20 protein-coding genes and 1 tRNA gene are annotated in these 24,650 nt (G+C 45.4%); 16 read left to right on the forward strand and 5 right to left on the reverse strand.

The window, feature by feature from the left end; translation table 11 throughout:
- The first annotated feature begins 113 nt into the window (after positions 1 to 113).
- Complete coding sequence (locus tag ACFOEK_RS00515) at positions 114 to 2,084, forward strand: bifunctional diguanylate cyclase/phosphodiesterase (protein ID WP_386714547.1); 1,971 nt, start codon at positions 114 to 116, stop codon at positions 2,082 to 2,084.
- 21 nt (positions 2,085 to 2,105) lie between these two features.
- On the forward strand, positions 2,106 to 3,095 hold the full coding sequence (locus ACFOEK_RS00520; RefSeq protein WP_386714550.1) for a DUF2333 family protein: 990 nt from the start codon (positions 2,106 to 2,108) through the stop codon (positions 3,093 to 3,095).
- A gap of 72 nt (positions 3,096 to 3,167) precedes the next feature.
- On the opposite strand, the gene ACFOEK_RS00525 is transcribed toward ACFOEK_RS00520, so the two are convergent.
- The gene (locus ACFOEK_RS00525) at positions 3,168 to 3,791 is read right to left on the reverse strand and encodes a bacteriohemerythrin (RefSeq protein ID WP_386714553.1); all 624 of its coding nucleotides are present in this window, start codon (positions 3,789 to 3,791) and stop codon (positions 3,168 to 3,170) included.
- 211 nt (positions 3,792 to 4,002) lie between these two features.
- Here ACFOEK_RS00525 and ACFOEK_RS00530 point away from each other — a divergent pair, with 211 nt between their 5' ends.
- The 3 genes from ACFOEK_RS00530 (at position 4,003) to ACFOEK_RS00540 (ending at position 8,269) form a co-directional block, all read left to right on the forward strand.
- Complete coding sequence (locus ACFOEK_RS00530) at positions 4,003 to 6,615, forward strand: efflux RND transporter permease subunit (RefSeq protein ID WP_386714556.1); 2,613 nt, start codon at positions 4,003 to 4,005, stop codon at positions 6,613 to 6,615.
- Positions 6,616 to 6,846: 231 nt separating this feature from the next.
- On the forward strand, positions 6,847 to 7,605 hold the full coding sequence (locus ACFOEK_RS00535; protein ID WP_386714559.1) for a hypothetical protein: 759 nt from the start codon (positions 6,847 to 6,849) through the stop codon (positions 7,603 to 7,605).
- Positions 7,606 to 7,702: 97 nt separating this feature from the next.
- On the forward strand, positions 7,703 to 8,269 hold the full coding sequence (locus tag ACFOEK_RS00540; RefSeq protein WP_386714562.1) for a hypothetical protein: 567 nt from the start codon (positions 7,703 to 7,705) through the stop codon (positions 8,267 to 8,269).
- Between the two features lie 166 nt (positions 8,270 to 8,435).
- On the opposite strand, the gene ppa is transcribed toward ACFOEK_RS00540, so the two are convergent.
- Positions 8,436 to 8,972, reverse strand: a complete 537-nt coding sequence (ppa, locus tag ACFOEK_RS00545) for an inorganic diphosphatase (RefSeq protein WP_386714565.1) — start codon at positions 8,970 to 8,972, stop codon at positions 8,436 to 8,438.
- Between the two features lie 292 nt (positions 8,973 to 9,264).
- On the opposite strand from ppa, the gene ACFOEK_RS00550 reads away from it, so the two are divergent.
- The 11 genes from ACFOEK_RS00550 (at position 9,265) to ACFOEK_RS00600 (ending at position 19,459) form a co-directional block, all read left to right on the forward strand.
- Positions 9,265 to 10,089: a helix-turn-helix domain-containing protein gene (locus ACFOEK_RS00550; protein ID WP_386714568.1), complete on the forward strand. Its 825-nt coding sequence runs from the start codon at positions 9,265 to 9,267 to the stop codon at positions 10,087 to 10,089.
- Between the two features lie 50 nt (positions 10,090 to 10,139).
- Positions 10,140 to 10,216 (forward strand) — tRNA-Met (locus ACFOEK_RS00555).
- Between the two features lie 388 nt (positions 10,217 to 10,604).
- On the forward strand, positions 10,605 to 11,804 hold the full coding sequence (locus tag ACFOEK_RS00560; protein ID WP_386714571.1) for a polysaccharide deacetylase family protein: 1,200 nt from the start codon (positions 10,605 to 10,607) through the stop codon (positions 11,802 to 11,804).
- Positions 11,805 to 11,840: 36 nt separating this feature from the next.
- Positions 11,841 to 12,302, forward strand: coding sequence for a hypothetical protein (locus tag ACFOEK_RS00565; RefSeq protein WP_386714574.1), 462 nt, complete (start codon positions 11,841 to 11,843; stop codon positions 12,300 to 12,302).
- 57 nt (positions 12,303 to 12,359) lie between these two features.
- Complete coding sequence (locus ACFOEK_RS00570; RefSeq protein ID WP_386714577.1) at positions 12,360 to 13,862, forward strand: sigma-54 interaction domain-containing protein; 1,503 nt, start codon at positions 12,360 to 12,362, stop codon at positions 13,860 to 13,862.
- A gap of 180 nt (positions 13,863 to 14,042) precedes the next feature.
- Positions 14,043 to 15,467, forward strand: a complete 1,425-nt coding sequence (ccoG, locus tag ACFOEK_RS00575; protein WP_386714580.1) for a cytochrome c oxidase accessory protein CcoG — start codon at positions 14,043 to 14,045, stop codon at positions 15,465 to 15,467.
- A gap of 264 nt (positions 15,468 to 15,731) precedes the next feature.
- Positions 15,732 to 16,982: a molybdopterin molybdotransferase MoeA gene (gene moeA, locus ACFOEK_RS00580; RefSeq protein ID WP_386714584.1), complete on the forward strand. Its 1,251-nt coding sequence runs from the start codon at positions 15,732 to 15,734 to the stop codon at positions 16,980 to 16,982.
- A 139-nt stretch (positions 16,983 to 17,121) separates the two neighbouring features.
- Entirely contained in the window at positions 17,122 to 17,370 is a 249-nt protein-coding gene (gene moaD, locus ACFOEK_RS00585; protein WP_386714587.1) for a molybdopterin converting factor subunit 1, read from the forward strand.
- Between the two features lies 1 nt (position 17,371).
- Positions 17,372 to 17,872: a molybdenum cofactor biosynthesis protein MoaE gene (locus ACFOEK_RS00590; protein WP_386714590.1), complete on the forward strand. Its 501-nt coding sequence runs from the start codon at positions 17,372 to 17,374 to the stop codon at positions 17,870 to 17,872.
- Between the two features lie 365 nt (positions 17,873 to 18,237).
- Complete coding sequence (gene trhA, locus ACFOEK_RS00595; protein ID WP_386714593.1) at positions 18,238 to 18,912, forward strand: PAQR family membrane homeostasis protein TrhA; 675 nt, start codon at positions 18,238 to 18,240, stop codon at positions 18,910 to 18,912.
- 139 nt (positions 18,913 to 19,051) lie between these two features.
- Complete coding sequence (locus ACFOEK_RS00600) at positions 19,052 to 19,459, forward strand: hypothetical protein (protein ID WP_386714596.1); 408 nt, start codon at positions 19,052 to 19,054, stop codon at positions 19,457 to 19,459.
- A 16-nt stretch (positions 19,460 to 19,475) separates the two neighbouring features.
- Here the strand turns inward: ACFOEK_RS00600 and ACFOEK_RS00605 are convergent, their stop codons facing one another.
- The 3 genes from ACFOEK_RS00605 to ACFOEK_RS00615 all read right to left on the reverse strand — a co-directional run bounded on the left by ACFOEK_RS00605 (position 19,476) and on the right by ACFOEK_RS00615 (position 24,528).
- Complete coding sequence (locus ACFOEK_RS00605; protein ID WP_386714599.1) at positions 19,476 to 21,578, reverse strand: M48 family metallopeptidase; 2,103 nt, start codon at positions 21,576 to 21,578, stop codon at positions 19,476 to 19,478.
- Between the two features lie 80 nt (positions 21,579 to 21,658).
- Positions 21,659 to 22,246: a LemA family protein gene (locus ACFOEK_RS00610; protein WP_386715255.1), complete on the reverse strand. Its 588-nt coding sequence runs from the start codon at positions 22,244 to 22,246 to the stop codon at positions 21,659 to 21,661.
- Positions 22,247 to 22,422: 176 nt separating this feature from the next.
- Complete coding sequence (locus ACFOEK_RS00615) at positions 22,423 to 24,528, reverse strand: putative bifunctional diguanylate cyclase/phosphodiesterase (RefSeq protein ID WP_386714602.1); 2,106 nt, start codon at positions 24,526 to 24,528, stop codon at positions 22,423 to 22,425.
- Positions 24,529 to 24,650 lie beyond the last annotated feature (122 nt).

Raw genomic sequence — 24,650 nt, forward strand, 5'->3', positions numbered from 1 at the left:
TGAATACGTTCCTAGTTAAAGAATGAACAACAAGCCAGTGGTGCTTGCACCCTATAAATTAGACTGAGAAGATACGGCTCTCTGGGAAAGTGGGCTGAAAAGGAGATTTAGTCGTGACCCTGTTTCAACGGCTCGTAATGATGACAATGGCTGTATTGTTTCTTGCTTTGGCAGGGAATATTTCGTCAGGTGTCTGGTCTGTAAAAGAGCATCTTAATCGCCAATTGAATATCAATGCAGAGGATGCTGCACGTTCTCTGGCCATTTCAATGAATACTGCGCTGAGAGAAAAGGATCAGGCCAGTCTTGAGACATTGTTGAATGCGATGTTCGATGGCGGTGATTATCAAAGTATCCGCGTGTTTTCTGTTGATGGCCGACTGTTGATTGAGAAAAAAGCAGAGTTAATCACGTCAGATGTGCCGGAGTGGTTCAAGAGTGCGGTCAGTTTCACCAGTGTTACCGCCGAAAGTGAAGTGAGTGACGGCTGGCAGCAATACGGTCGTATCTTCGTTGAGCCCAATACCCAAAAGAGTTACAGCAAACTTTGGTCGATTACCAGTACCATGGTGGTGTGGGTTGTGTTGTTAATGCTGGTGGCGTTGGTCATGATCGTGCTCTTTATGAAAGCGCTTCTGAAGCCATTATCGGATATGGAACATCAGGCGAACGCTATTTCAAACCGTGACTTTCGAACCATTCCTTTACCAAAGGCTCGTGAACTTCGCCGTGTGGTGATGGTAATGAATGGCATGGCTGAAAAATTGAGCAAACTGTTTTCAGACCAAGCAGAAATGACAGAGCAGCTACGAGAAATGTCGTTCCGGGATTCTCTCACAGGCTTGTCAAATCGTCGGGATTTTGTGGGTCACTTTAAAGCCTATCTAGACCCCCGTCAGGGCAGTAAAAGTGGTGCTTTGATACTGGTGGGTATTCGTGCATTTGATAAATTTAATCAGGCTCATGGAACAGCAAAAGCCGATGAGCTCTTGGTTCAAATTGCTTCGCAGCTAAAAAGTTTCCGAAAAGAATACAGCAAGATAGTCACAGCCCGTTTGAAGGGGGCTGAATTTGGTGTGTTTATTCCTGATGTATCTCGTGAGCATGCATTTCAAGCGTTGCAAACACTGTTTAAAGAGCTGTCGATGATTCCTGCGGTTCAAACGAATCAGGAAATGGCGGACAAGCTTCATCTAGGTTTGGCTTATTATTCTGAAAGCTCAGATATTCCTTCAACCGGTAACTTAATCAGTCTTGCGGATCAGGCATTGCGTCGAGCGCAAGGCCGAGGACGAAACACCGTGATCATGCTGTCCACGAGCGAAACCAATGACGCTGAATCGGATGGCGTAATGGGGGATCAAGCATGGCGTGGTTACTTGGAAAAAGTGTTGGAACGTCGAGCGGTGAAGTTACTGTATCAACCGGTAAAACACTTCGGGTTGGCAAGTACTACGGATTATGAAGTGCTGGCGAGAACAGACTATAAAGACAGTTTGGTGACCGCGTCTTTGTTCTGGCCGATGGTGGAGCGTTTCCAATGGACAGAGCAATTTGATCGCCTGATCATTACAAAAGCCATGTCGTTAATGGCAAGCCAAGCCCAGGATCTCCGTTTGACCATTAATGTGTCACCAAAATCCTTGTTGTCTGAAAAATTTTCGGCTTGGCTTATTAAAGTGGCACAAGAAAATCCTGTGGTGTCCAAACGCGTTGTGCTTGAAGTGTCTGAATACGTTCTTCATCAGGATGCAGAGACCATTATTGCGCTATCTCAATCCCTGCATACGTACGGAATGACTTTGGCGATAGATCATTTTGGTGCAAGTTCTGGTACCTTTAGCTATCTCAACCGTGTCAAAGTCGATCATTTGAAAGTGGATCGCAGCTATATCCGGGATATACATTTATCGAAAGATAACCAATTTTACATTCGTTCTTTAATTCAAATTGCACACAACTTAGATATTAAGGTGTATGCAGAGGGTGTTGAGAAAGAAGAAGAGTATCAAGTGCTGAAAGATCTTGGACTCGATGGGGCTATTGGTTATCTGTTTGGTAAGCCGTTGGCAGAACCTCATTAGTGAGGGTAAAAGGACAGGATTATGGAAAAGAAAACAACAATCGGTATTTTGGGTGGCGTGGGTGCGCTGCTTTTGTTGCTTACCTTAGTGGGTTGGTACTGGAGTTCTGAACCTGACTCTATACCAGTAGTTGCTTCAGCGACCAGTCATGCGGAAGCTCAGGGTAATAATCTGGTGACAGGGTATGTGACCACGCACACTTTGATTACAGTGATTGATACCCTGCTCGAAAAGCCGGGTGGCTATATTGCCAACGACATTCTTCCTCCAGGTTTGGTTATGGACAACATGCCGAATTGGGAGCTGGGTGTGCTTGTTCAGGTTCGTGATTTGGCACGTGCCTTTCGCCGTGATTTCAGTCGCTCGCAATCCCAGTCCACCGAAGATAAAGACCTTGCGAAAGCCGAGCCGCTGTTAAACTTCGAACATAAGAGTCGCTTTTTCCCTTCGTCTGAATCCCAATACGATGATGCCAAAGCCTATCTGGAATCTTACTTAGCTCGCTTGGCAGATCCGAAAGAGTCTCGTGCACAGTTTTATACGCGTGCGGATAACCTGAGTCGTTGGTTGTCGGATGTGGAAACACGCTTGGGCAGTTTGTCCCAACGCTTGAGTGCAGCGGTCGGTAAGGCTCAGATCAATACCGATTTGGCCGGTGACAGTGCTGCGCAACAGGCAACACCAGGGATTCAGGATCAAATCGTAAAAACACCTTGGTTGGAAATTGATGATGTGTTCTATCAAACCCGAGGGTCGTGCTGGGCATTGATTCAAATTCTTACGGCCATTGAAAACGATTTCCGCCCCGTGTTGGAAAAGAAAAACGCGCGAATAAGCCTGAAGCAAATTATTCGTGAGTTAGAGTCCACGCAAGATGCCGTGTGGAGTCCGTTAATTCTTAACGGCGAAGGTTTCGGCTTGTTAGCCAATCATTCGTTGGTGATGGCGTCTTACGTTGCGCGCGCTCATGCGGCGATTATTGATTTAAGAAGTCTGCTTGAGCAGGGCTAGATTAAGCAAGGTTGAGCTTAGACAGCGAAACCAAAAGATAAAAAGGCCGGGTACTACTTTACCTGGCCTTTTTTATTGGCTATCCAATTTATCGAGCAGGTCGGCCAATTCTTCAACAAGAAGGTTTAAATCCTGAAGTTCCTGATCGGTGACATTGGATGCTTTCAGGGGTTTAATACGACTGGATAACTCCTGTACCCTACGTTTTGCCTGACTCTCGATTTTATGCCGATTAGCTAGGGTGGTCGCTGTGTTTTTAAACTCGCTGTCGGGTTGATGATCGTGAACCGTTTCGTGATTCAATAAGAACTCCGCCAGTTGAGTATCAATCTTTAGAATGTGATTCTTCAGCCAGTTGACTAGAAACTCCTGAATTAACGCGGCATCTTCTCGCGTCAGGTTATCGATGTCGGTTTGGCTGCTATTGAGTTCGGCGATGAACAACTGATGCTGCTTTTTATGTTTCGACAGCTTGTTGGGCTCATAGCCGTATTTTTCCATTAACGTTTCTTCGGTGGTGAAATGGTATCGGGTATAGTCGAACAATTCTTCGAGAATAGACTCTAAGGACGTGTCTTGAAAGTGGGTTTCAATGGCGTCATGAAGCTTGTTGATCAGGCCAACCAGAATTTGATGTTGATCATCAATGATTTTGATGCCGACGGCATATTCAGGTTTCCATCGAAATAGACTCATAGTGAACCCTTAGACACAGTTTGACGTCATACTCATCAGTGTAATACACAGACCTAAGTGAAAAAATTGTGCTCTGATGATGTATTGATTTTAATCAATGCCATAGGCACTGATTTGATCTTGGTTTATAGTTCTGCATCTTATAACGGGAACCTCTGAACAAGACTCCTGACTTTTTACTCTTTATTAATGCCAACAAGGACGTAGTTTGATGTTCTCTTTTTATCGCGCGCTTATTTTATCCAGACCCAAGCTTTGGTTGGTGGTGATTCTTGGGCTGTCTGTTTTGGCGGTTGTGCTAGGGCAATCGTTCAAAATTGATGCGTCGGCCGATTCTTTAACCTTGGAAAATGATAAAGATCTCAAGTACTTCCGTGAGGTGGTGAAAGAGTTTGGTGCCGATGATTTCCTTTTTATTACTTACGCACCGAAAACAGAATCCATCATCAGCGATAAGAGCATTAATGAAATCAGTTTGCTTTCCACTAAATTGGAAGCGTTGGATGATGTATCTGCTGTGGTCAGTATTCTCAATGTCCCCTTATTGGATAGCCCGAGAATCAGTTTGACGGATTTGTCTCAAGGGATGAGAACGTTGATGACGCCAGGCGTCGATAAAGAGTTAGCGTTAAAAGAGTTCCAAAGCAGTCCGCTCTATTATCAGTTGTTAATGAGTGATGATGCCAAGACGACGGCATTGCAGGTGACGCTAAAGCGAGACACCGAATACTATCGTTTATTGAATGCGCGTAATGAGCTCAGAAAAGCGTCGCAAGAGCCTGGCTTTTCTGCGACGGATGAGTTGGCAAAAGCCGAGGCCGATTTCTCTGAATACAATGCAGCTCGCTTAAAACGAGAAAGCCAAACCATCGCAGATGTACGAGCCATCCTTGCTCAGCATCGGGATCATGCCGACATTTTCTTGGGCGGCGTGACCATGATTACTTCCGACATGATCAGCTTCATTGAAGATGATCTGGTGACCTTCGGAATCGGTGTGGTGCTCTTCCTGATTGCTATGTTGACGATCATCTTCCGAAAAGTACGTTGGGTGATGGTGCCTTTGTTGAGCTGTTTGCTTACTTCGGTCTGGTTAGTAGGGTTACTGGCCTTGTTAGACTGGCGGGCCACAGTGATTTCTTCCAACTTTGTATCTTTGGTTTTGATCATCACCATGTCGATGTGTGTGCATTTGGTGGTGCGATATCGTGAATTGCATTTGGAAATGCCGAACGCGAATCAGTTTAAATTGGTAGAAGAAACTACCATGCACATGATCAAGCCATGTATGTACACCTCATTAACCACCATCGTTGCCTTTATGTCCTTGGTGTTTTCCGGGATCAAACCTGTAATTGATTTTGGTTGGATGATGGCAACCGGCGTAGGCTTGGCTTTCTTGCTGACTTTCGTGATTTTCCCGGTGTTGATGTTATTGATTCCTGTGGATGAACCAGTGGAAGAGCACGATTTTACTGAATCTTTCACACTCTTTTTTGCTGGCTTGGCTAAGCGTCGCTATCTTCCGATCACTCTGTTGAGCCTGGGGTTGGCGGCAGGTTCAATCTACGGTATTACCAAGCTGGAAGTGGAAAACAGCTTCATTGGTTACTTTGATGAGAAGACCGAAATCTACCAAGGGATGTCCGTCATTGATCAGGAACTGGGGGGAACGACACCACTGGATATCGTGATCAAACCGGATCAGGCGTTCTTTGAATTTGTGAAGGCGCTGGAAACCCCGTTTGAAGCCGTAGATTTTGATGATGAAGGATTAGGCGATGCCTTTGCTGAAGAGTCCGATGAGGGCTTTGAGGATCTTGAAGAGCTAGGTGATGCTTTTACCGATCCCTTTGCAGAAGGTGGCGATGCTTTTGGGCAAGCCGACGGTGCGAACAAACCAAGTTATTGGTTAACGACCAAGCAATTGGCGCGGTTAAAAGAAATCCACGAGTATTTAGAGTCTTATCCTGAAATTGGTAAAGTGCTGTCGTTAAGTACGGTTATGGATTTAGCGACCATGCTGAATGAGGATAAGCCACTCAATGATTTTGAATTGGCCTTGGTGCGAACCATGGTGCCGGAAGATGTCTCGAATATCCTTATCAAACCTTACTTGTCAGAAGATGCTAATACGGCGCGAATTACCATGCGTATTATCGATTCAGACCCGGAACTTAAACGTGCTGAATTACTGGCGAAGATCGAAAATGATCTGCATGAGAAGTTCGGTTTAGAAGTCGAACAGTATCGTCTGACCAATATGATGGTTCTGTATAACAACATGTTGCAAAGCTTGTTTACCTCCCAAATTGAAACCTTGGGCGTGGTATTTCTGGCAATCATGGTGATGTTTTGGGTGTTGTTCCGTTCTTTATATCTGGCCGTGGTTGCGATTATTCCAAACATGCTGGCTGCGGGCTTAGTGTTGGGCGCGATGGGCTTGGCAGGTTTGCCATTGGATATGATGACCATCACCATTGCTGCGATTACGGTGGGGATTGCGGTGGACGATACCATTCACTACATCCATCGTTTCTTGGAAGAATTCCCGAAAGATCGAGACTACAAAGCGACGGTAGAGCGTTGTCACGGCAGTATTGGTAAAGCCATGTATTACACCTCAGTGATCATCGTGGTCGGCTTCTCGATTCTGTCATTATCGAACTTTGTACCGACCATTTACTTTGGTATTTTGACCGGATTGGCGATGGTCGCTGCCATTTTTGCCGCGCTTACGTTGCTGCCGTCTTTGATTCTACTCTTTAAGCCTGTAGGGAATGGAGAGCGATTAAAAGTGCAGGGTATTGCCGAGTCCAAGTGATTATCGTTTGTTGAGCCGGAGATTCACTTTGTTGGTGTTTCCGGCTTATTGATTTCCGGCTGGCCGTAATTACTGAGCTATTATTGAAGAGTAGAAATAGGTTGTTCGAACAACTTTCTAATGCTTAAGATGAGTGACGAGATCCAAGTTATTGTATCTAAAGATATTTAGTTCTTGTTTTATTGGCCGATAGCTGACTGAAGGGATTGAGTCCGAGTTGAGGAAATAAGTTTGAATTCAGTAGAAACAATCATTGTATTTAATATCATTGGCTTTACCGTCATATTGCTGATTATGTTCGTACTCGGCTGGTGGTTCCTAAAGAAGCAAGCGCGATCCGCTTCTGATGAGGCACGTAAGGTTGTTCAGGCGGAAATACAAAAAGCCAAACAACAATTGGTGAAAATGAACCGCCAGATGATGAAGGACTATAAGGTCGAAGATTCCGTTCCTCTGGATTTTTCCCCGGTGGTTATCGACAGTAAATCCATCCGGGCGGTTGAAGAAATCTACAAAGCCTTTGTGGTTTGGGGAAAAACCAGTGCCGATGCCGCCACTAAAATAACCAAGCTGGGCGCGCAAGAATTAGCGGGCATGCACGCCACTAAACAAGAAGATCATCTTAAAAATTTCTATTCGGAATCCCGAAAGGCATTGAACCTTGCTCAGCAATTGGCGCATCAGATTGAATTTGATGCCGCCTACCTGGATGAAACTCTGATCAAAGAAATGTCAGACATGGCCAAGCAGACCATTAGCATGAGTGATAGTCTGATGGATCATGTTAAAAAATCTGCAGAAAAGTCAAAAGCGACAACGGCGAGGGATAACCTTAAGTTCTACTCTGCCATGGAAAAACAAGCGGCTACTATTGTGAACTTCCATAATCTCGAATATAAGAATTTTGTGAAAAACACCTTGGCTAAAAAAGTTCGTGATTTACGCAGTGGTATGAGTGAGGCTGGTGGGGACGTGATGTCAGAGGAGTAGCTTCTCGCTTTTAACTATTCTTTGAAAACGCCTCATTTATTGGGGCGTTTTTGTTGATACGAATCGTACTACTGTTTTGGAGAGTGCTGGATTAAGTATGTTATATAATGATTTTCGTGAGTCAGTGGTTTTATTGCATAACTCAATTAATACAGTTTTGGAGTACTCTGCTCCAAATTATGGGACAGTACCTCCCGACAATGTGTTGAAAACGATAAGTAAAATAAAAAATTTAGGTTTTAGACTGGAGAAGATTATTCAGAATTTACCGGATGAAATCGAAGGATTTCGAACTCTTGGACCGATATTACATCCTGATGATTTGAAAGTTGTTCTATCTCTAATGATGGATTTGGTTTTGTCTTTCGACAGCGATTGTCCGTTAAGGTCGATTTATCCAGTTGTATTGTACAAAACCAAAAAAGCGATTCTAATGGAGTATATTTACTTATTTTCTTCTTGGAAATATTACTTCAAAGCGCCTAGAGAAATTAATAGAGATTACTATTCCCCTTTTTTGGGAGAGCATATAAAGGAATTAGATGTTGTCATAGGTATTGATGATAATATCTTAGATAAGCTGTTTGAAAATTTGAAAGATTGTATTTCACTAGCTAAAGAAGGTATCGAAAATGACTTTCAGCTTAGGTATACGGAAATATAGAACTATATAAGTCAAATGGGGTGTCGCCAAATTCGTGAAGTCATTGGCTCCTTGGTGACTGAACTGAAGAGGATGTAACGTCTTTCCAGTTGATAGTGTGTTCGAAGCCAATAAAAAACCGCCACAAGGGCGGTTTTTTTCGATCAATACCAAGTAAAACTCAATATTAACCTTCAGCTTTGTTGTAAGCTTCGATAGATTCAACGATTGCTTTCTTAGCAGCCTCTGCACCTTCCCAACCTTCAACCTTAACCCACTTACCTTCTTCTAGATCTTTGTAGTTCTCGAAGAAGTGTGCGATTTGGTCACGAAGCAATTTAGGAAGATCTTCGATGTCTTGAACGTCGTCGTACATCTTAGTTAGTTTGGTGTGTGGAACAGCAACCAGCTTAGCGTCTTCACCAGCTTCGTCAGTCATGTTCAAAACACCCACAGGACGACAACGGATTACAGAACCCGGAGCTACTGGGTATGGCGTTACAACAAGTACGTCCAACGCATCGCCATCGTCTGCTAGCGTTTGAGGGATGTAACCATAGTTCGCTGGGTAGAACATTGGTGTCGCCATGAAACGGTCAACCATCAACGCATCGTAGTCTTTTTCGATTTCGTATTTGATTGGCGCGTGGTTCGCTGGGATTTCAATTGCAACGAACACGTCATTCGGTGCGTCTTTGCCCGCAGGAATGTTGTTGTAGCTCATATTCTGTTCCTAAATATGGGTGAGTTGTATGGTTAAAAAATTAAGCGCTGATTATAGAGCTTGATGTCATGGAATCCTAGTTCAATCCCGTACTAGGGAAAGGCTATTTTGAGATTTCTGACAATATTTGTGGCTTGAGAGTTCAATTTTTGATGATCTGCACGTTGCGATTTTACGACAGGTTGTTGATGGATAAGGTGTTTTCAGTAAATTCTGAGTCTTGTGTCTTTGTGTTTTCATACTCATGGCATATTATTCAGAGGTTCCCGACTAACTAGAAAGGATTTCGAGCATGACCGATTCGCCTAAGAAGGGGCCGGATAATAAGAATAAATCGCCGGATAATAAGCACAAGACATCGGCTTCCGATAAAGCATCAAGTACGCAAAAGGCTTCAAAAGCCGATAGCCAAACGACTAAAACCTACTCGGAAGATAATCCGTTTCGCCAGGGTAAGTCTCACAAGTCTGACAGTAATGGCAGTACAGAAACGTCAGGGCGCTCTTCGTTTGTGCGTCGTGTTGCAGAAGATGCTTTGAGAATGGCGTGGAAGACAGGCGTTACGACCCTAAGTAAAGCATCCAACTTTGTTCAGTCGCCTGAAAATTTACGTTTGATTGCTGATGCCGGCGAGTCGCTTCGAGATATGCGAGAAGTGGCCGGTCTCACTCGAGATGAGTTGGCCGAAGCGTTGGATTTGTCGGATAAGGGATTGGTTGAAGCGGTGGAAAACGGTACGGCGACGCTATCCTTTGAATTGATTCTTAGATTGTCGGCACTGTTGGCTCGACATGACCCGGTTCCTTTTGTGTTGAAGTATGTTCGCGCATACAACCCGGAAGTTTGGAAACTCCTTGAAACCTGGGGCCCAGCCCGAGTGACTACGCAGTACGAACGTGAACGACAGTTTATTAATATCATGCGTGGTCATGATGCGGCTCGAAAGCTAAGTGACGAAGGCTTTGCTGAAGTCCTTAAATTCACTCGTTCTTCGTTTGAAATGGCGCTTCACTTTGTGGCGCAACAGGAGAATGTTGAAGACACCATCCTTGATCCAGATTCCCCAGAAGCTGTACTAAATAAAGACGCAGAACGAAAAAAATCAGATTCTAAGTAAAAAAGGTTTGACAGGGTTAGGGGACCTCCATATAATGCGCCCCACAATGACGCGGGGTGGAGCAGCCTGGTAGCTCGTCGGGCTCATAACCCGAAGGTCGTCGGTTCAAATCCGGCCCCCGCAACCAGATTCAAAAACCGAGATTTTATATCTCGGTTTTTTTATGCCTGTAAGTTATGGCAGGGTTTGAAACGGGTAAGGCCGAAGGTCGTCGGTTCGCTCTTTACAAAAAGAAGTGGCTCTCGGTCTGAAGGACCCGCAACCAGACTCAAAAATCCGGATGTTATATTTCGGTATTTTATGCCTGTAAGTTGAGCAATAGATTCAAAACTTAGAGTTTATATCTCGGTTTTTATGTTTCCGGTTTTTGTATTCGTAAGTTGATCCTTCGCAGAAAAATAATAACTATTCATGGCTTTGAGACAACTTTTGCAGTAAAACGCTGTCACAGCCTAGGGGTTTATTCAAAGTTTCCCCGGATCTTTAATTTCGATGTTTGGAGCTAATAAAAAGCGATGAAGCAGGGCATTAATCGTCGTTTGGTTAATAAGGTTGTTTTAAGACTGTCTCAGTGTTTGCTGGTTGCCGTTTTCTGGGCAATGACGTACTCCATCGTTAAGGCGTTTGAGCAAGATGATCGAGCGATAGCAGTGTTGCAATATCATCATGTCAGCGAAGAGACGCCGTTTCTAACTTCCATCAAGCCCGACGAATTTGAAGCGCATCTTGATTATTTGGTGCAGCAGAAGTTTGATGTGATTTCTCTTAGTGCGTTTTTAGAGCGTATGAAGAAAGGTCAGCTCACTTCGCAGAAGACCGCCGTAATTACGTTTGATGATGCCTATACTTCGATTCATGATGTTGCCTGGCCTTTACTTAAAGAACGAAACTTTCCTTTCTCTGTGTTTGTAAACACCGAAGCGGTGGATCAAAAGTTACGTCATTCGATGACTTGGTCTCAAATGAAAGCCATGGCCGAACAGGGTGTGGAGTTCGCCAATCATACCAGTAGCCATTTACACATGATTCGTAAGTTGGACGGTGAAACGGATAAAGCATGGCTGAGTCGTATCAAAGCTGAAATTCAATCGGCGGAAAGCAAAATAGAGCAAGAGCTGGGGCAGTCTCATAAGGCGCTGGCGTATCCGTTTGGTGAATATAACCCTCAAATTCAGGCGTTGTTGAAACGAATGGGGTATGTTGGGTTTGCGCAACATTCTGGCGCAGTAGGGGTGATGTCCGATCTACAAGCGATTCCCAGGTTTCCGTTCGGTGGTTACTACACTTCGTTGGATGATTTCGTGACTAAGGTAAATGCACTGGCTTTGCCCGTAAATGATGTGAAGCTTGGCCTTGAGTTGTCGATCGACACCTTGCCTGATAATCATGTGTTGGATGAGCTTCCGCCCATGAAGCGGAAGGACTGGCTGTATCTGCATAATGAAACTAAACCTGCGGTGTATTTTGAGACAATGCTGTCGGACACTCAGGCGAAACAGATTACTTGTTACGCATCAGGGCAGGGAAGAGTGCCTTTGGCGCTTGTGGGCAAAGAACATGAATATCACGGCTTTCTGGTGGAAACCGTAAAAGCCCCGCCAGTGGGTCGATCTCGTTTTAATTGCACGCTGCCATCCCAGTGGTCGGGCCGATTCTATTGGCTAAGTCAGCCGATCATTCGATTGGATAAAGAAAATCGCTGGTATCAGGAATAATCTACACTGAGATAGAGTGAGGAAGGAGTGTTCAAGGTGAAAGCGAAACGAGGTCAGTCAATGTACAGTAAACGTCTTCCTTTTCTCTTGGGTGCTTTATTTTTGTTGCTTCAAGGGTGTGCTGGAACAGTTTATCAGCCTTACGATGGTAAGTTGGGGTATCAGGAAAAAACCGATTCCAAAGGTCGGTTGGTAATCACTTACTTTGCATCGGACTCCACAGACTGGTTCACCATTGGCACCTTTGTTGATCAGCGTTTGCGAGAGCGTAAACAAGATGAGCCTTGCATTGATTACCAAATGGTTCGTGATGAGCAGACAGAACAACGAGTGACTATTCAGCGTCAACACGATGCTCAATACACCACGGTGCTTGGCTTGAACGCACGGTGGGATATTCGAACCCATGAACCTATTCAATTGGATATTCCAGCCAACGTACGTGTTTATCAGCGCATACTAAAACCCCTTCCTATCACGGATTGCCCTTCTCAATAGTCTTGGATCGGGTCATAATCTTGAACCAAATCAGTGCAGTAAGGATTGAGGCCAGCAGTGACTACGCCAATTAATGAATACGTTCAGCGTTATGAGCTCATTCTTCGTTCTATGAATGAAGGTGTTTATGGGCTTGATTGTAATGGGGTTGCGACCTTTATTAACCCTGCTGCTGAGCGCTTAACGGGGTGGACCGCTGAAGAAACCATCGGTAAACCGATTCATTCCTATCACCATCACACCAAGTCGGATGGCAGTTCTTATCCTCAATCTGAATGTCCCATCTTTAAGACGGCTCAAACCGGTGTTGAACATAAGATTGGTTACGAGCTGTTTTGGCGAAAAGATGGCTCCAGTTTTCCTGTGGAATATTCCAGTACCCCCATTTTCAAAAACGGCGAATTAGTCGGTGCCGTTGTGGTATTTCAGGATATTTCTGAACGCAAGTTGGCGGAACAAAAGCTGCAACAGGCGTTTGATCAAGTTCAGACGCTGACGGAAAAACTGGAAGCGGAAAATCGTTACCTTAAAGACGAAATTGAAGACGAACTGGAGCTTCAAGAGCTGATTGGCGATAGCCCCGCATTTCGGATGATCCAAACTCAGGTTGAGCAGGTGGCCAAAACGGATGCGACGGTTCTGGTGCAAGGCGAGAGCGGCACCGGTAAAGAGATGATTGCACATGCCATCTATCAGGCCAGTCATCGTAAAGATAAACCCATGGTTAAGGTTAACTGTGGCGCTATTCCTTCCAACCTGGTGGAAAGTGAGCTTTTCGGGCATGAAAAGGGCGCTTTTACTGGTGCAATTAAACGTCATATTGGTCGATTTGAATTAGCCAATGGTGGAACGTTGTTTTTGGACGAAGTGGGCGAGTTACCGCTCGATGTTCAGGTGAAGCTGTTAAGGGTGCTTCAAGAAGGCGAATTTGAACGGGTGGGTGGCACGGCGCCAATTCCCGTAGATGTTCGAGTGATTGCGGCAACCAATCGTGATCTTAGGCGTATGGTGGATGAAGGCAGCTTTCGGACGGACTTGTATTACCGCTTGAATGTCTTTCCTATGGTGATTCCGCCATTGCGTGATAGAAAGGAAGATCTGCCCGCTTTGGTTCGTCATCGCTTGAATAAGTTGGAAAAACAGTTAGGGAAACAGCTGTTTGGCGTGTCGGATCAAACCATGCAGCGTTTTTCCAGTTATCGTTGGCCTGGCAATATTCGCGAGCTTAACAACTTACTAGAGCGTGCCGCCATTGTGACTCAGTCACCTTGGTTGGAAGTGACAGGGTTCGAGCCGACAGGGTTTGAGCCGACAGGCTTTGGTATAACAGCAAGTGATGCTCAAATGAGTGATCTTGACTCATTGTCAGCGCTTCAAACTGGCACTATCAGTTCTGTGAGTGAACTTAAGACACTTGCCGACGCCGAACGGCAGCATATTTTGCGTGTTTTGGAGTCTACCGATTGGGTTATTTCAGGTAAGAAAGGCGCGGCAGATGTCCTGGATCTACCGCCTAGTACGCTGCGTTCTAAGATGAAAAAGCTTGGAATAGCCCGATAATGTTTGTGGTTATATGTCGTCATCACGAAATACCGTGACCATATATCGCTCTATATTTTTGATTGTTTCTATAACTTATTGAAATATAAGAAATAAATATTTTTCTTAAGTTGGTACGTCTACTGCATTTTCAATAGTGAGCCTCTGGGCTCTATTAGAAAATGATGAGAGAGACGAATAATGACCAACAAAATCGAACTTGTGCAAATTGAGTCGGATCACAAGGACGTTAACCACTTCAACCCCGATGATAATGTCATCGCCCGCGAGAAGATTCAGGTTAAAGCTACGGATGGTTTTCACAGCAAGATACGAAAGCTGGTGGCGGGACTTGGCTTCTTAGCTTTCTTTGGTTGTGCGTGGATGCAGTGGGATGGGCATCAGGCGGTACTTTGGGATTTAACCAATCGCCAATTTTTAATCTTTGGCCTGACCATGTGGCCACAAGATCTTTATCTTCTTTCTTTTACCTTGATGATCAGTGCCTTTGGATTATTTGCCGTAACGGCGTTTGCGGGGCGGGTGTGGTGTGGTTATGCCTGTCCGCAGAGTACGTGGTCATGGGTATTCATGTGGCTGGAAGCCCAGATTGAGGGCGATCGTAATGCCCGACGAAAACTGGATAAGGCGGATATCTCCGGTCATAAAGTGTTTTTGAAGCTCATCAAGCACCTCTCTTGGGTGGCTGTAGCTTTTATCACTGCATTAACTTTTGTTGGCTATTTCACACCGATACGTGAACTCACTGTAGATCTATTTACCTTTGAAGCGTCTTGGGGGGCGACCAGCTGGGTATTTATTTTGTCAGCGCTTACTTACTTGAATGCCGGCTGGTTACGTGAGCAAGTGTGTATTTATATGTGCCCGTATGCGCGTTTCCAATCCGTTATGTTTGATAAAGATACCCAGGTTGTAACTTACGATGTTGAGCGTGGTGAGCCGAGATCTGCCAAGCGTAAACATGTTCAAAGTGCCGATCAGAAGCCCGGTGACTGTGTGGACTGTACTTTGTGTGTTCAGGTATGCCCGACTGGTATCGATATTCGTCAAGGTCTTCAATACGAATGCATCAGTTGTGGTAAGTGTATCGATGCCTGTAACACTGTGATGGATAAGTTAGGCTTTGATCGAGGTCTAATTCGCTACACCAGTGAACATGCTCTCAAGCATAAAGAGCCTTCAAAAATTCACGGTCGTTTGTTGGGGTATACGGCAGTGATGTCGGTGTTTGTTGGTGCCTTGTTATATGGTGTGATGACATTATCCACCGTCGATTTGGAAGTGGATCGTGGTCGTGGCGCCAACTTATTCCGTGAGAATTACCGCGGCGATATCATCAACAGCTATAACCTGCGTGTGATGAACAAAACTCAAGAAACCAAGGCCTATCAGCTATCGGTTGAAGGTGTTGATGTCGAATCACTGGAAGGTGTGACCACACTTGAGTTGATGCCAGGTGAAATTAGTCAATTACCAATGGCAATTACCGTTCGTCCTGAGCATTTATCTCAGCGTGTGACTCCGATTGAGTTTGTGGTTTGGGAAATAGAAAGTCCAGATCAAAGAGAAACCGTCGAGAGCCGTTTTATCGCGCCAATACGATAAGTTTTATTAGGAACCTCTGGATAAGATCCTTTTACCTTCGTCTCCTGGCTCTTCCTTGTGAGCTGCCTTAAGCGCAAGTACCTGTTTGTCCCTTGATTCCCTAAGGGTACTTGTGCTCTTTTTTATCCTTCCCTCCATACATTATGGAACTGCTGATTCTGCCTCAGATCAAGGCTCTGGCGAATTGCGCTTTATTGCAGTCTGCTTTGGTGTATAGTCGCTGATAATTAGAGCCTAGTACCTTCAGAATCAAGGAGATAATCAATGCGGCCGTACGATGAAGCATTAGCACAGTTATTGAGTGATGTTGGAAGCGTTGCAACTGCACAAAACGCAACCGAGAACGTTAGCTTATTCGATGCCGTTGGCCGTGTACTGGCCGAAGATCTGTGCTCTCCAATCAACGTGCCTCCAAAAGACAATTCCGCGATGGATGGTTACGCGTTGCGTCTTCAGGGCGCAAATGCCCAAGGCCAATGGCAGGTTGTTGCGACTCGTCTGGCGGGCGATGCTTCTGAATTAACGGTTAATCCGGGCGAAGCGGTTCGTATCATGACCGGTGCTGAAGTGCCTGATGGTGCGGATACTGTGATCATGCAAGAAGATATCAATCGCGATGGTGATGTGATCTCCCTAAACAGTGCCAATGGTGTGGATGATCACCGGGTGGCTGAGAACATTCGTCCTGTGGGTAACGATATCAAAGAAGGACGCGTGATTGTTTCGCAAGGTACCAAGATCGATGCGTCTCATCTGGGCTTGATTGCTTCTGTGGGCATTGATCAAGTCTGTGTATTCAGACGCCCGATTGTGGCGGTAATTTCTACCGGCGATGAGCTGATTGAGCCGGGGAGTGCACTACCTGCGGGCGCCATTTACAACAGTAATCGTTACTTCCTGTTGCCGATGTTGCAAAAACTCGGTTGTGAGATCATTGACTATGGCACGTTAAAAGACGATCAGGCGTTGTTTGAGAAAACCTTTAAAGAAGCTGCTGACAAAGCGGATTTCGTGATCACTACGGGTGGTGTATCGGTGGGGGATGCCGATTACGTTAAACCGGTTTTGGAAGCGCTGGGCAATATTGATTTCTGGAAGGTCGCGATTAAGCCAGGAAAACCCTTTGCCTGTGGTCGACTTACTAAAGATGAGTCACAACAGGCGGGCTATTTGTTAGGACTGCCGGGCAATCCGGTCTCTGCAATTGTGACTTTTATGTTGTTGGCGAGACCTGCCATTCAGCAGTTTTCTGGGCAAGCAGTGGAACCTTTAGCCTTCTTACCCGCCAGAGTAACTCAAGATGTGAGGAAGCGTCCCGGACGAATGGACTTCCAACGTGCTCACTATGAAATGGGTGAAGATGGTAGAATTCACGTTACGCCATTTAATAGTCAAAGTTCCGGAGTGTTGTCGTCCATAGCTGAATGCAATTGTTTTATGGTGTTGGATCGGGAACAAGGAGCTATTGATGCAGGTGCTAAGGTTAAAATTCTTCCTTTTAGAGAATGGTTGTAGCGCTTTAGGGAAAGGCTGCGGCACTTTAGAGAGCGGCGGTAGTGCTGAACGAGAGGCTGTGGCTTTAGAGAATAGCTGTGGCACTTCCTTCTATTGACAAGTTTGCTGGTTATTCATGAACGTTATCAAGGTGAGTTGAGTGAAAGTTGTATATTTTGCGCGGTTAAGAGAAGCCGTTGGTCAGTCGGAAGAAGAGCTTGTCTTACCTGAAGGTGTCGAGACCACCGGTCAGTTAAAGGACTTGTTGATGGCGCGAGGAGAACCTTGGACATCGGCGTTGAAAGGCCAACGTGTGTTGGTGGCCGTGGATCAAGAGCATGCGGGTTATGACGATTCGATCAAGAACGCGTCAGAAGTCGCGTTCTTTCCTCCGGTAACTGGGGGCTGATATGTCTGAGTTTACGATGTCTGATTCAACACGTGCTCATAACTGTGAAATCGAAATTTCCGTACAAGAAGCGGATTTTGATTTGGGCGCCTTGTCGCAACGGTGGACGGACGGTGATGTAACAAATGGCGCTCAGGTGATGTTTGTTGGTCGTGTTCGCGAGTTTACTCAGGCCAGTCAGCAATCCATGACCTTGGAACATTATCCGGGGATGACGGAAAAGTCGCTTCAAAAAACAGCGGACATTGCGGCAAGCCGCTGGAGAATCAATAAAGCGCTAATCATTCATCGTGTCGGTGAATTAAAACCAGCTGACCAAATTGTTTTGGTTATGGTTCTATCCGGGCACCGTGAGGATGCATTTAATGCGGCGTGGTTCATTATGGATCACTTAAAAACCACCGCTCCTTTCTGGAAAAAAGAATCCGCCGATGGCGAAGGCCAGTGGGTGGATGCCAAAGACTCTGACGATCAAGCACTTGAAAAGTGGGATGAATCTTAACGAATGTCATGTCCCCTGAGCCAGATCAATTAGTTAATCAAAACGCTCAACTATTATGTTCTTCATAATATTTAGATTCTTTAAAAAGTGTGTTGTGCGACTGGCACAAAATCTGAATTAAAGAACATAACTTAGCGTGCTTGAGGAAATACTTATGAAATCCATGATCTCTTCTACCGTTCCTTTCTTAGTAAGTTTTGCTGCTGTGTTAGTTGTGCTTGGAGCTAGCGTTGGTTGATTCATATCAACCAGCTTCAGTAGCTAGTTTCAGGATTCACTTTCGCGTACTATTCGATGGTCTATGAGGTAAGCTCGAGATGAATCTTTCGGGCTTTTGAATCCGTATCTCATTCTGAGAACTTTTAATGACATCCCAATATCCTGATCATATTCAATCCGAAGATATCTTTATTTCCGTTAAAGAAGAGTTAGCGAGTGCGATCACTCACGGTGCAGGTGCGGTTGCCAGCTTGGTTGGTTTGGTGTTCTTATTGATTGCGGCGTTTGCTGCTCAGGATGTATGGGCCATCGTCAGTGCCTTTGTTTATGGCCTTAGTTTGGTTGCTTTGTACTTGGCTTCCACGGTGTATCATTCCGTGCATTGCCCGGTGAAACGCGATCGTTTGAAGAGCCTCGATCACTGCGCAATCTACCTTTTGATTGCCGGCTCTTATACCCCGTTTTTGTTGGTGAACATGCGAGAAACCATTGGCTGGCCGGTGTTTGGTTTGGTCTGGGGGATTGCTGCTGTTGGCATTATTCTAAAGGTATGTTTCCGTCATCGATTTAAAATCTTGCGCGTGGTGACTTACCTGTTGATGGGGTGGATCGCTGTCTTTTGTGGTAAGGATTTCATTAACTCCATTGATCCTGAAGGCTTTACCTTACTCATGATTGGCGGTGTGGTTTACAGTGTAGGCGTCATTTTTTATATGATGCCCAAGCTGCCGTTCAGTCATGCCATTTGGCATCTGTTTGTTATCGGTGGCAGTGTTTGCCATTTCTTTGCGATTTACCATTACGTAATTCGTCCTGCTTAATTCTGACCTGTCAGCGCTATTCTTCTGACTATCTCTCAAATGGGCGTGAGAGATGTCGATACCTCGTTAATTTGAAGGGAAACCCTAAATAGATCTTATATCCTGCCGATAGGATAATTAACGACAGGATTGCGTATTCATGAAGACTATTCTCTATTTAGATTTTGTTTCAGATTCACCCGTATTGTCAGTGCTTGAAAATACGGTGTTAGAAAATAAGGACGTTGAGGTTATTCACTTCGCTGAAATTGAACAAGAAGGGCATGTTTGGCCGAACATAGTAAAACGATGCAGTTTTGTTCTAATCTCGGGCTTAACCGGCTTGGTCGATGACAACCCCCAGTTAGCCAATTTGTTAAATACTGTCGTTAATTTGGGAATGAGAGTCGAAGTGCTGTGTGTCGATCAACCCATAGCAGGTATCCATGATGCAATCATTGCGGGAATTCACTATCGTTTCGCGGTGGACTGCAATGATCTGGGTGAGGTAAGCCAAATCCTTGATGATTGTTTGGATCAAGCGTCGAACCATCAATTTACCGCTTAGTCGTTCTGTAATTGGATTAGCGACTGACGCTGCTGCCATTTACCGCCAAAGGCACGGGGCAATCCCAACAGTCTGCCAACATTCGTAACCAATCCTGTTCTTCATATGTGAGTGTGTGATCGTGCTTCATCAAGTCGATCACCGCCGTGAGTACACTTCGTTTTAGCATCGGCGCCAGATGCTCAATTCTAAAGATGGCATCCGCCAGTTTGCCGTGGGCTACAGTGTCTTCATTCTCAAGTGATACTTGACCCAAGTTGAATGGTTTGATGGCTTGGTGGAAGGCTTCGTTTTGGACACTTTCCTCAGTGTAACGACTCAAGAAACTGAAGAGATAAATGAGGTCCTGTTTAATTGGGGTAAAAGAAGAAAACTCCACTTTGGGGTTTCTGCTGGCTTTCGGATTAAAGTGACGGAACAACACCAAGTATAAGAACAGTTCTTGCGGTGATACTTGCCGATCTGATTGGATCAGTTTTTTCGCCGTGGCAAGAAGGGACTGTCTTTCCTCTTTGGACGCTGCTTTTAAGGTAGCGATACCCAGTTGTAACAGTGGGTAGATGGGGTGATTGGTGACTGAGTTTACTTCTGAAAAATAGTGTTCAATGACGCTTTTGGGTAAGCCAATCTGAGCCGTTGATTTATCCGACTGAAGTGAATTGGAATCAGTCAGTAATTCAAGGGCTGCTTTGGGATTTGAGTTCGCTTTTGCCAATAGCAGTAACAGGATCAGAGAGGCGTAGTCAGGTTGGCGCAACCCCATCACAATCGACTCAGGGAGTGCCGCCAGACAATGCTGAGCTGCTTCGATGCTGGTTTGATCTGTCAGGCCAATGGATGCGATTGCGTGATCTACATTGGCTTGTTGGAAGGGTGAACTGAACTCGATCATTTCTTCCGGTTGGATTTCCGTGCCATAGAGATTATCACTGGAAAGAGGGGGCGTTCCCTCCGCGATAGAGGAATGCATTTCCAATGGTTGATAAGCAGTTGCAGGCGTTGCTGGTTCACTTGGTACTGCATCAGTAGGGATGCTGGTTTGTGTGTTTGAGCGTTCTTGCACCGATTGTATTTTTGCTTTGGTCAGGAAGCTTTTATCCAGTCGAGTGATGCGGTCTTCCATGGGCGGGTGTGTGGCCATCAGAGAAGAAAACCGAACGTTCAACGTCTTAGCGATACACATATGACTTAAATCTTCGGCATGCCGCGAAGTTAATAGGGATTCAGAGCGGTGTGTGTGAATTTTGTAGAGGGCAGAAGCAATGCCTTGCGTTTGACGAGTGAATTGAACCGCCGAGGCATCCGCTAGATATTCGCGTTGTCGAGACAGTGCCGCTTTAATTACACGACTACAGATGACGCCCAAACTGCCCAGTAGCCAGATCAACAAACCAGGCACGAGTAAAAACAGGATGCCACCCTTGCTGTCATGGCCACCTCGAACGGCTAATTCGATCATCCAGCGACCAAGCTGACCCATGGCGACTAAGCCCGATAACACTGAGATGATGCGTATGTTTAAACGCATGTCGCCATTCAATATGTGTGAGAACTCGTGACCAATAACGCCTTGAAGTTCATCCCGATTCAAGCTGATCAACAAGCCTCGGGTGACACAAATGGCGGCTTCGTTCGGAGAATAGCCTGCCGCGAAGGCATTGATGGCATCTTCCCGGTCCATGACAAAGATTTCTGGCACAGGCAAACCGGCGGCGATGGCCATTTCTTCAACGACGTTCAATAAGCGTTTTTCATCGTGATTGTAGGTACTCGCTGGTATACGACGGCCCCCCATCATCTTGGCGACCTGACCTCCGCCTTGGCGGAGTCCTAACCAGTTGGCAAAGGACACCATCCCGACGAACAGAACTACAGACACCGTGACTTGCCAGCTGTAACGAGTATCAAGCCAAAGGTGAATTAATGTGGAAAAGGTGTGTTGCTCTTCACTGCCAAGCGCTTCACCTCCAAATACGGGCAATGCCTGAGTCGCCATTGCCCAGGTTAGAAGGCCTGCGAGGTTAAAGCCAAGCGTAAGCACGGCTAGCGCAATTAGATAACCGATGATGAGGTATTTACTTGATGTGTTGGCTTTGGCTTGGTGTTCGAAAAAATCCATCGAAGAACCTTAACGCACAAGGTTCCTGTCGCGTTTATTCATTGACGCAACAGGAACCTGGGAATAGATCGGGAGGGAATTTAATTAAAACTGACTTTCACGGCTTCGCGCTTTTTAGGATCATCAATTTCCAAAAGCTCGGCAAATTTAAACGCAAAAATACTCGCAACCAGGTTACTAGGGAATTGCTCGCGATAAGTATTGTAAGTCATTACGGCATCGTTAAACGCTTGGCGAGCAAAGGCAACACGGTTTTCAGTCGAAGTCAGCTCTTCCATCAATTGTGCGATGGTGGCATTAGCTTTCAAGTCGGGATAGTTCTCAGCCACTGCGTAGAAACCACCTAACATAGAGGTTAAACGACTTTCGGCTTTTGATAAGGCTTTTAGCGCCGTTGCGTCTTCTGGATGAGCGGCGGCTTGTTTGCTGGCAGCAGAGGCTTGGTTACGGGCTTCCATCACTTGCGCTAAGGTTTCTCGCTCGTGGGTCATATAGGCTTTTGAGGATTCTACCAGATTAGGAATCAGCTCATAACGACGTTGCAGTTGCACATCAATCTGAGCAAAGCTGTTTTTGAAACGGTTTCTGAGTGAAACCAATTGGTTGTACATGGAGACAACCAGTAAAAAAAGGCCAATGACGACTGCCAAACCTATGATGGTATCCATACTCATTTGATGATTCTCGTGCAGTAGGGTTAGTTAAATAACGGAGCCAAAGAATTATAGCATCGGAAACATTCACTTATGTGAATTATCACGCTATTCGTCACTATTGATTGATGATTTGTTTTTCGCTCTTGCACTGTGTTTATGAGGTAATTGAATCGCTAATCGATGTCTTCTTAGCAGGCTTCCATATGGCCGGTTTGATTTAGTATTCGAATGAACTCATTACCTGTCACTGGGCGTGAAAAGTAAAAGCCCTGATAATTATCGCAGCCTTTTTGCTGCAGGAAGTTAAGCTTTTCAAGGCTATCAACGCCTTCTGCGATCACTTTCATTTCCAGACCATGAGCCATGTTGATGATGGCTGTGACCAGATGGGCATCGTTGGTGGATTCCATAATGTTAATCAGGAAGGCGCGATCAATCTTCAGGTAGTCGATGGGGAAGCGGGTTAAGTAACTTAACGACGAAAAGCCGGTTCCGAAATCATCTAGTGCGACCGTAACGCCGAGACTCTTAAGGCTGTTAAGAATAGCCAAATTGTTCTCATCGTCGGCTAATAAGGTGCTTTCAGTAATCTCCAATATCAGGTTTTCGGGGTTTAAACCGGTTTCTTCCAGTGCGGTTTTGACTGAAACTAATAATCCGGTATTTCGGAATTGATAAGGGGATACATTCACCGAGAGTTTTTGATTATCACGAATCAGCCCTTCGTCTTGCCAAAATTTCCAGTAAGCACAGGACTTGTTGATGACCCAACTGCCGACTTTATCAATCAGCCCGGTGTCTTCAAGAATGGGAACAAACTCGATTGGTGATATGGCACCGTGTCTTGAGTCACTCCAACGAAGCAAGGCCTCGGCTCCAATTATTTGATTTGATTTGAGCGATACCTGCGGTTGGTAATAAAGCTCAAATTCGTTGTTCTCTAGTGCTTTGAACAACGACGATTCCAGTTCAAGACGATACGTGTTGGACGAGGTGGTCTCACTGACATAGTAATTGATGGCCTGGCTGTTTTCTTTCGCTTGCATCAGCGCTTTGCTGGCGTACTGAAGTAAATGCTCGCCTGAATCGGTGTCCTGATTGGCTTTGGCAATGCCGAACGTCAGTGAGACGTATAAATCCAAGGTGCCGACAAAGAAGGGCGTGGCTAAATCATCAAGAATTTGCCCGGTCAGGCAATCAATCTCGGTTTCGGTTATGTCCTGTTTGAGAACGACCGCAAACTCATCGTTAGCAACACGATAGAGGGTGTCTTGCTCCGACAGCTGAAAGCGAATTCTTCGTACCAGCTCAACTAACAATTGATCGCCTTCCTTGTGCCCTAGCGATTCGTTAATGGTTTTGAAACGATTGATGTTCATCAGCAGTAAGCAAGGTGCTTGGCTGATCTTGTTGATGTCCCACTGATTTATCCGTTTGGTAAGTCGTGATAATAATAATTCGCGACCAGGAAGCTGAGTCAGGGCATCGTATTGCGTGGCTTTTGAAAGCGCGCGCTTATCTGCCGATTTTTGTCGTATATCACGGATCACTGCCAGATAGCGCATCTCATTCAGACCAGGCAGTTCCGTGATCGAGAGTTCAACCGGGATAATACGACCGTGTATATCTAAGCCTTCGCCTTCCTCAACAAATTTATGCCCTTGTTTGTATTCTTCAAGGGTTGAGCTGAATTTGGACAAATATTGGCGGAAGTGTTCGTTGTACGGTGGCGGCAATAATTCGGATACGTTCTTACCGTCCAGCCCATGATTTTGATAACCAAACAAAGAATTCAGCTGGTGGTTGGTGATCAGCAAGTTGCCATTCTTATCAGAAATGGCGATGCCGTCGCGAGAGCGATCAAACAGGGTTTCCATCAACAGCACTTGCGACTTGAGCTCATGCATGACGCGGTAGTTGGTCAAAATGCTGTTGAGCTTGGCATCCAACTTTCCGGTGGGGGCTGGCATGAGAATACGGTAGTCATACTCATGCGCATTCAGCCAATACTCAGGATCGATTTCATCAATAAAATACAGAATATAGAGATGCGGATTGTCGTTGGAAACCAAGGAGCGGATGTTAGCTAGCTCATCGCCGCTGATTTGTAGAAAGCTGTCTCGAAGGTCGATGATTAAAAGATCTGGCGAGCGTTTAGCCAGACACTCGCAGGTAATTTCGTTGGAGGCAAAAGAAGAGGTTGAAAACTGTTGTAGCGAGACATAATGGTGCTCGCACCAGTTTTCGATCTGATGGGTCAGTGAATGATCTTCTGTAATTATTATTGCATCCATGAAACCAGTATAGACAGCTCATGAATTAAGAAGTGTAAAAAACAGAAGCCTCTTGTCAGAAATTGTTAACAAGTGAAACATGTTTTGACACTGGGAACGTCAGAGAAATAGAGGCGCTGGAC

The sequence above is a fragment of the Litoribrevibacter euphylliae genome (assembly GCF_042646085.1).
Classification (GTDB): Bacteria; Pseudomonadota; Gammaproteobacteria; order Pseudomonadales; family Litoribrevibacteraceae; genus Litoribrevibacter; species Litoribrevibacter euphylliae.

Bases quoted from the DNA above. Each gene is read 5' to 3' on its own strand.
- ACFOEK_RS00520 (WP_386714550.1), top strand. From the start codon at position 2,106: ATGGAAAAGAAAACAACAATCGGTATTTTGGGTGGCGTGGGTGCGCTG.
- ACFOEK_RS00525 (WP_386714553.1), bottom strand. From the start codon at position 3,791: ATGAGTCTATTTCGATGGAAACCTGAATATGCCGTCGGCATCAAAATC.
- ACFOEK_RS00530 (WP_386714556.1), top strand. From the start codon at position 4,003: ATGTTCTCTTTTTATCGCGCGCTTATTTTATCCAGACCCAAGCTTTGG.
- ACFOEK_RS00540 (WP_386714562.1), top strand. From the start codon at position 7,703: ATGTTATATAATGATTTTCGTGAGTCAGTGGTTTTATTGCATAACTCA.
- ppa (WP_386714565.1), bottom strand. From the start codon at position 8,972: ATGAGCTACAACAACATTCCTGCGGGCAAAGACGCACCGAATGACGTG.
- ACFOEK_RS00550 (WP_386714568.1), top strand. From the start codon at position 9,265: ATGACCGATTCGCCTAAGAAGGGGCCGGATAATAAGAATAAATCGCCG.
- ACFOEK_RS00560 (WP_386714571.1), top strand. From the start codon at position 10,605: ATGAAGCAGGGCATTAATCGTCGTTTGGTTAATAAGGTTGTTTTAAGA.
- ccoG (WP_386714580.1), top strand. From the start codon at position 14,043: ATGACCAACAAAATCGAACTTGTGCAAATTGAGTCGGATCACAAGGAC.
- moeA (WP_386714584.1), top strand. From the start codon at position 15,732: ATGCGGCCGTACGATGAAGCATTAGCACAGTTATTGAGTGATGTTGGA.
- ACFOEK_RS00590 (WP_386714590.1), top strand. From the start codon at position 17,372: ATGTCTGAGTTTACGATGTCTGATTCAACACGTGCTCATAACTGTGAA.
- trhA (WP_386714593.1), top strand. From the start codon at position 18,238: ATGACATCCCAATATCCTGATCATATTCAATCCGAAGATATCTTTATT.
- ACFOEK_RS00600 (WP_386714596.1), top strand. From the start codon at position 19,052: ATGAAGACTATTCTCTATTTAGATTTTGTTTCAGATTCACCCGTATTG.
- ACFOEK_RS00605 (WP_386714599.1), bottom strand. From the start codon at position 21,578: ATGGATTTTTTCGAACACCAAGCCAAAGCCAACACATCAAGTAAATAC.
- ACFOEK_RS00610 (WP_386715255.1), bottom strand. From the start codon at position 22,246: ATGGATACCATCATAGGTTTGGCAGTCGTCATTGGCCTTTTTTTACTG.
- ACFOEK_RS00615 (WP_386714602.1), bottom strand. From the start codon at position 24,528: ATGGATGCAATAATAATTACAGAAGATCATTCACTGACCCATCAGATC.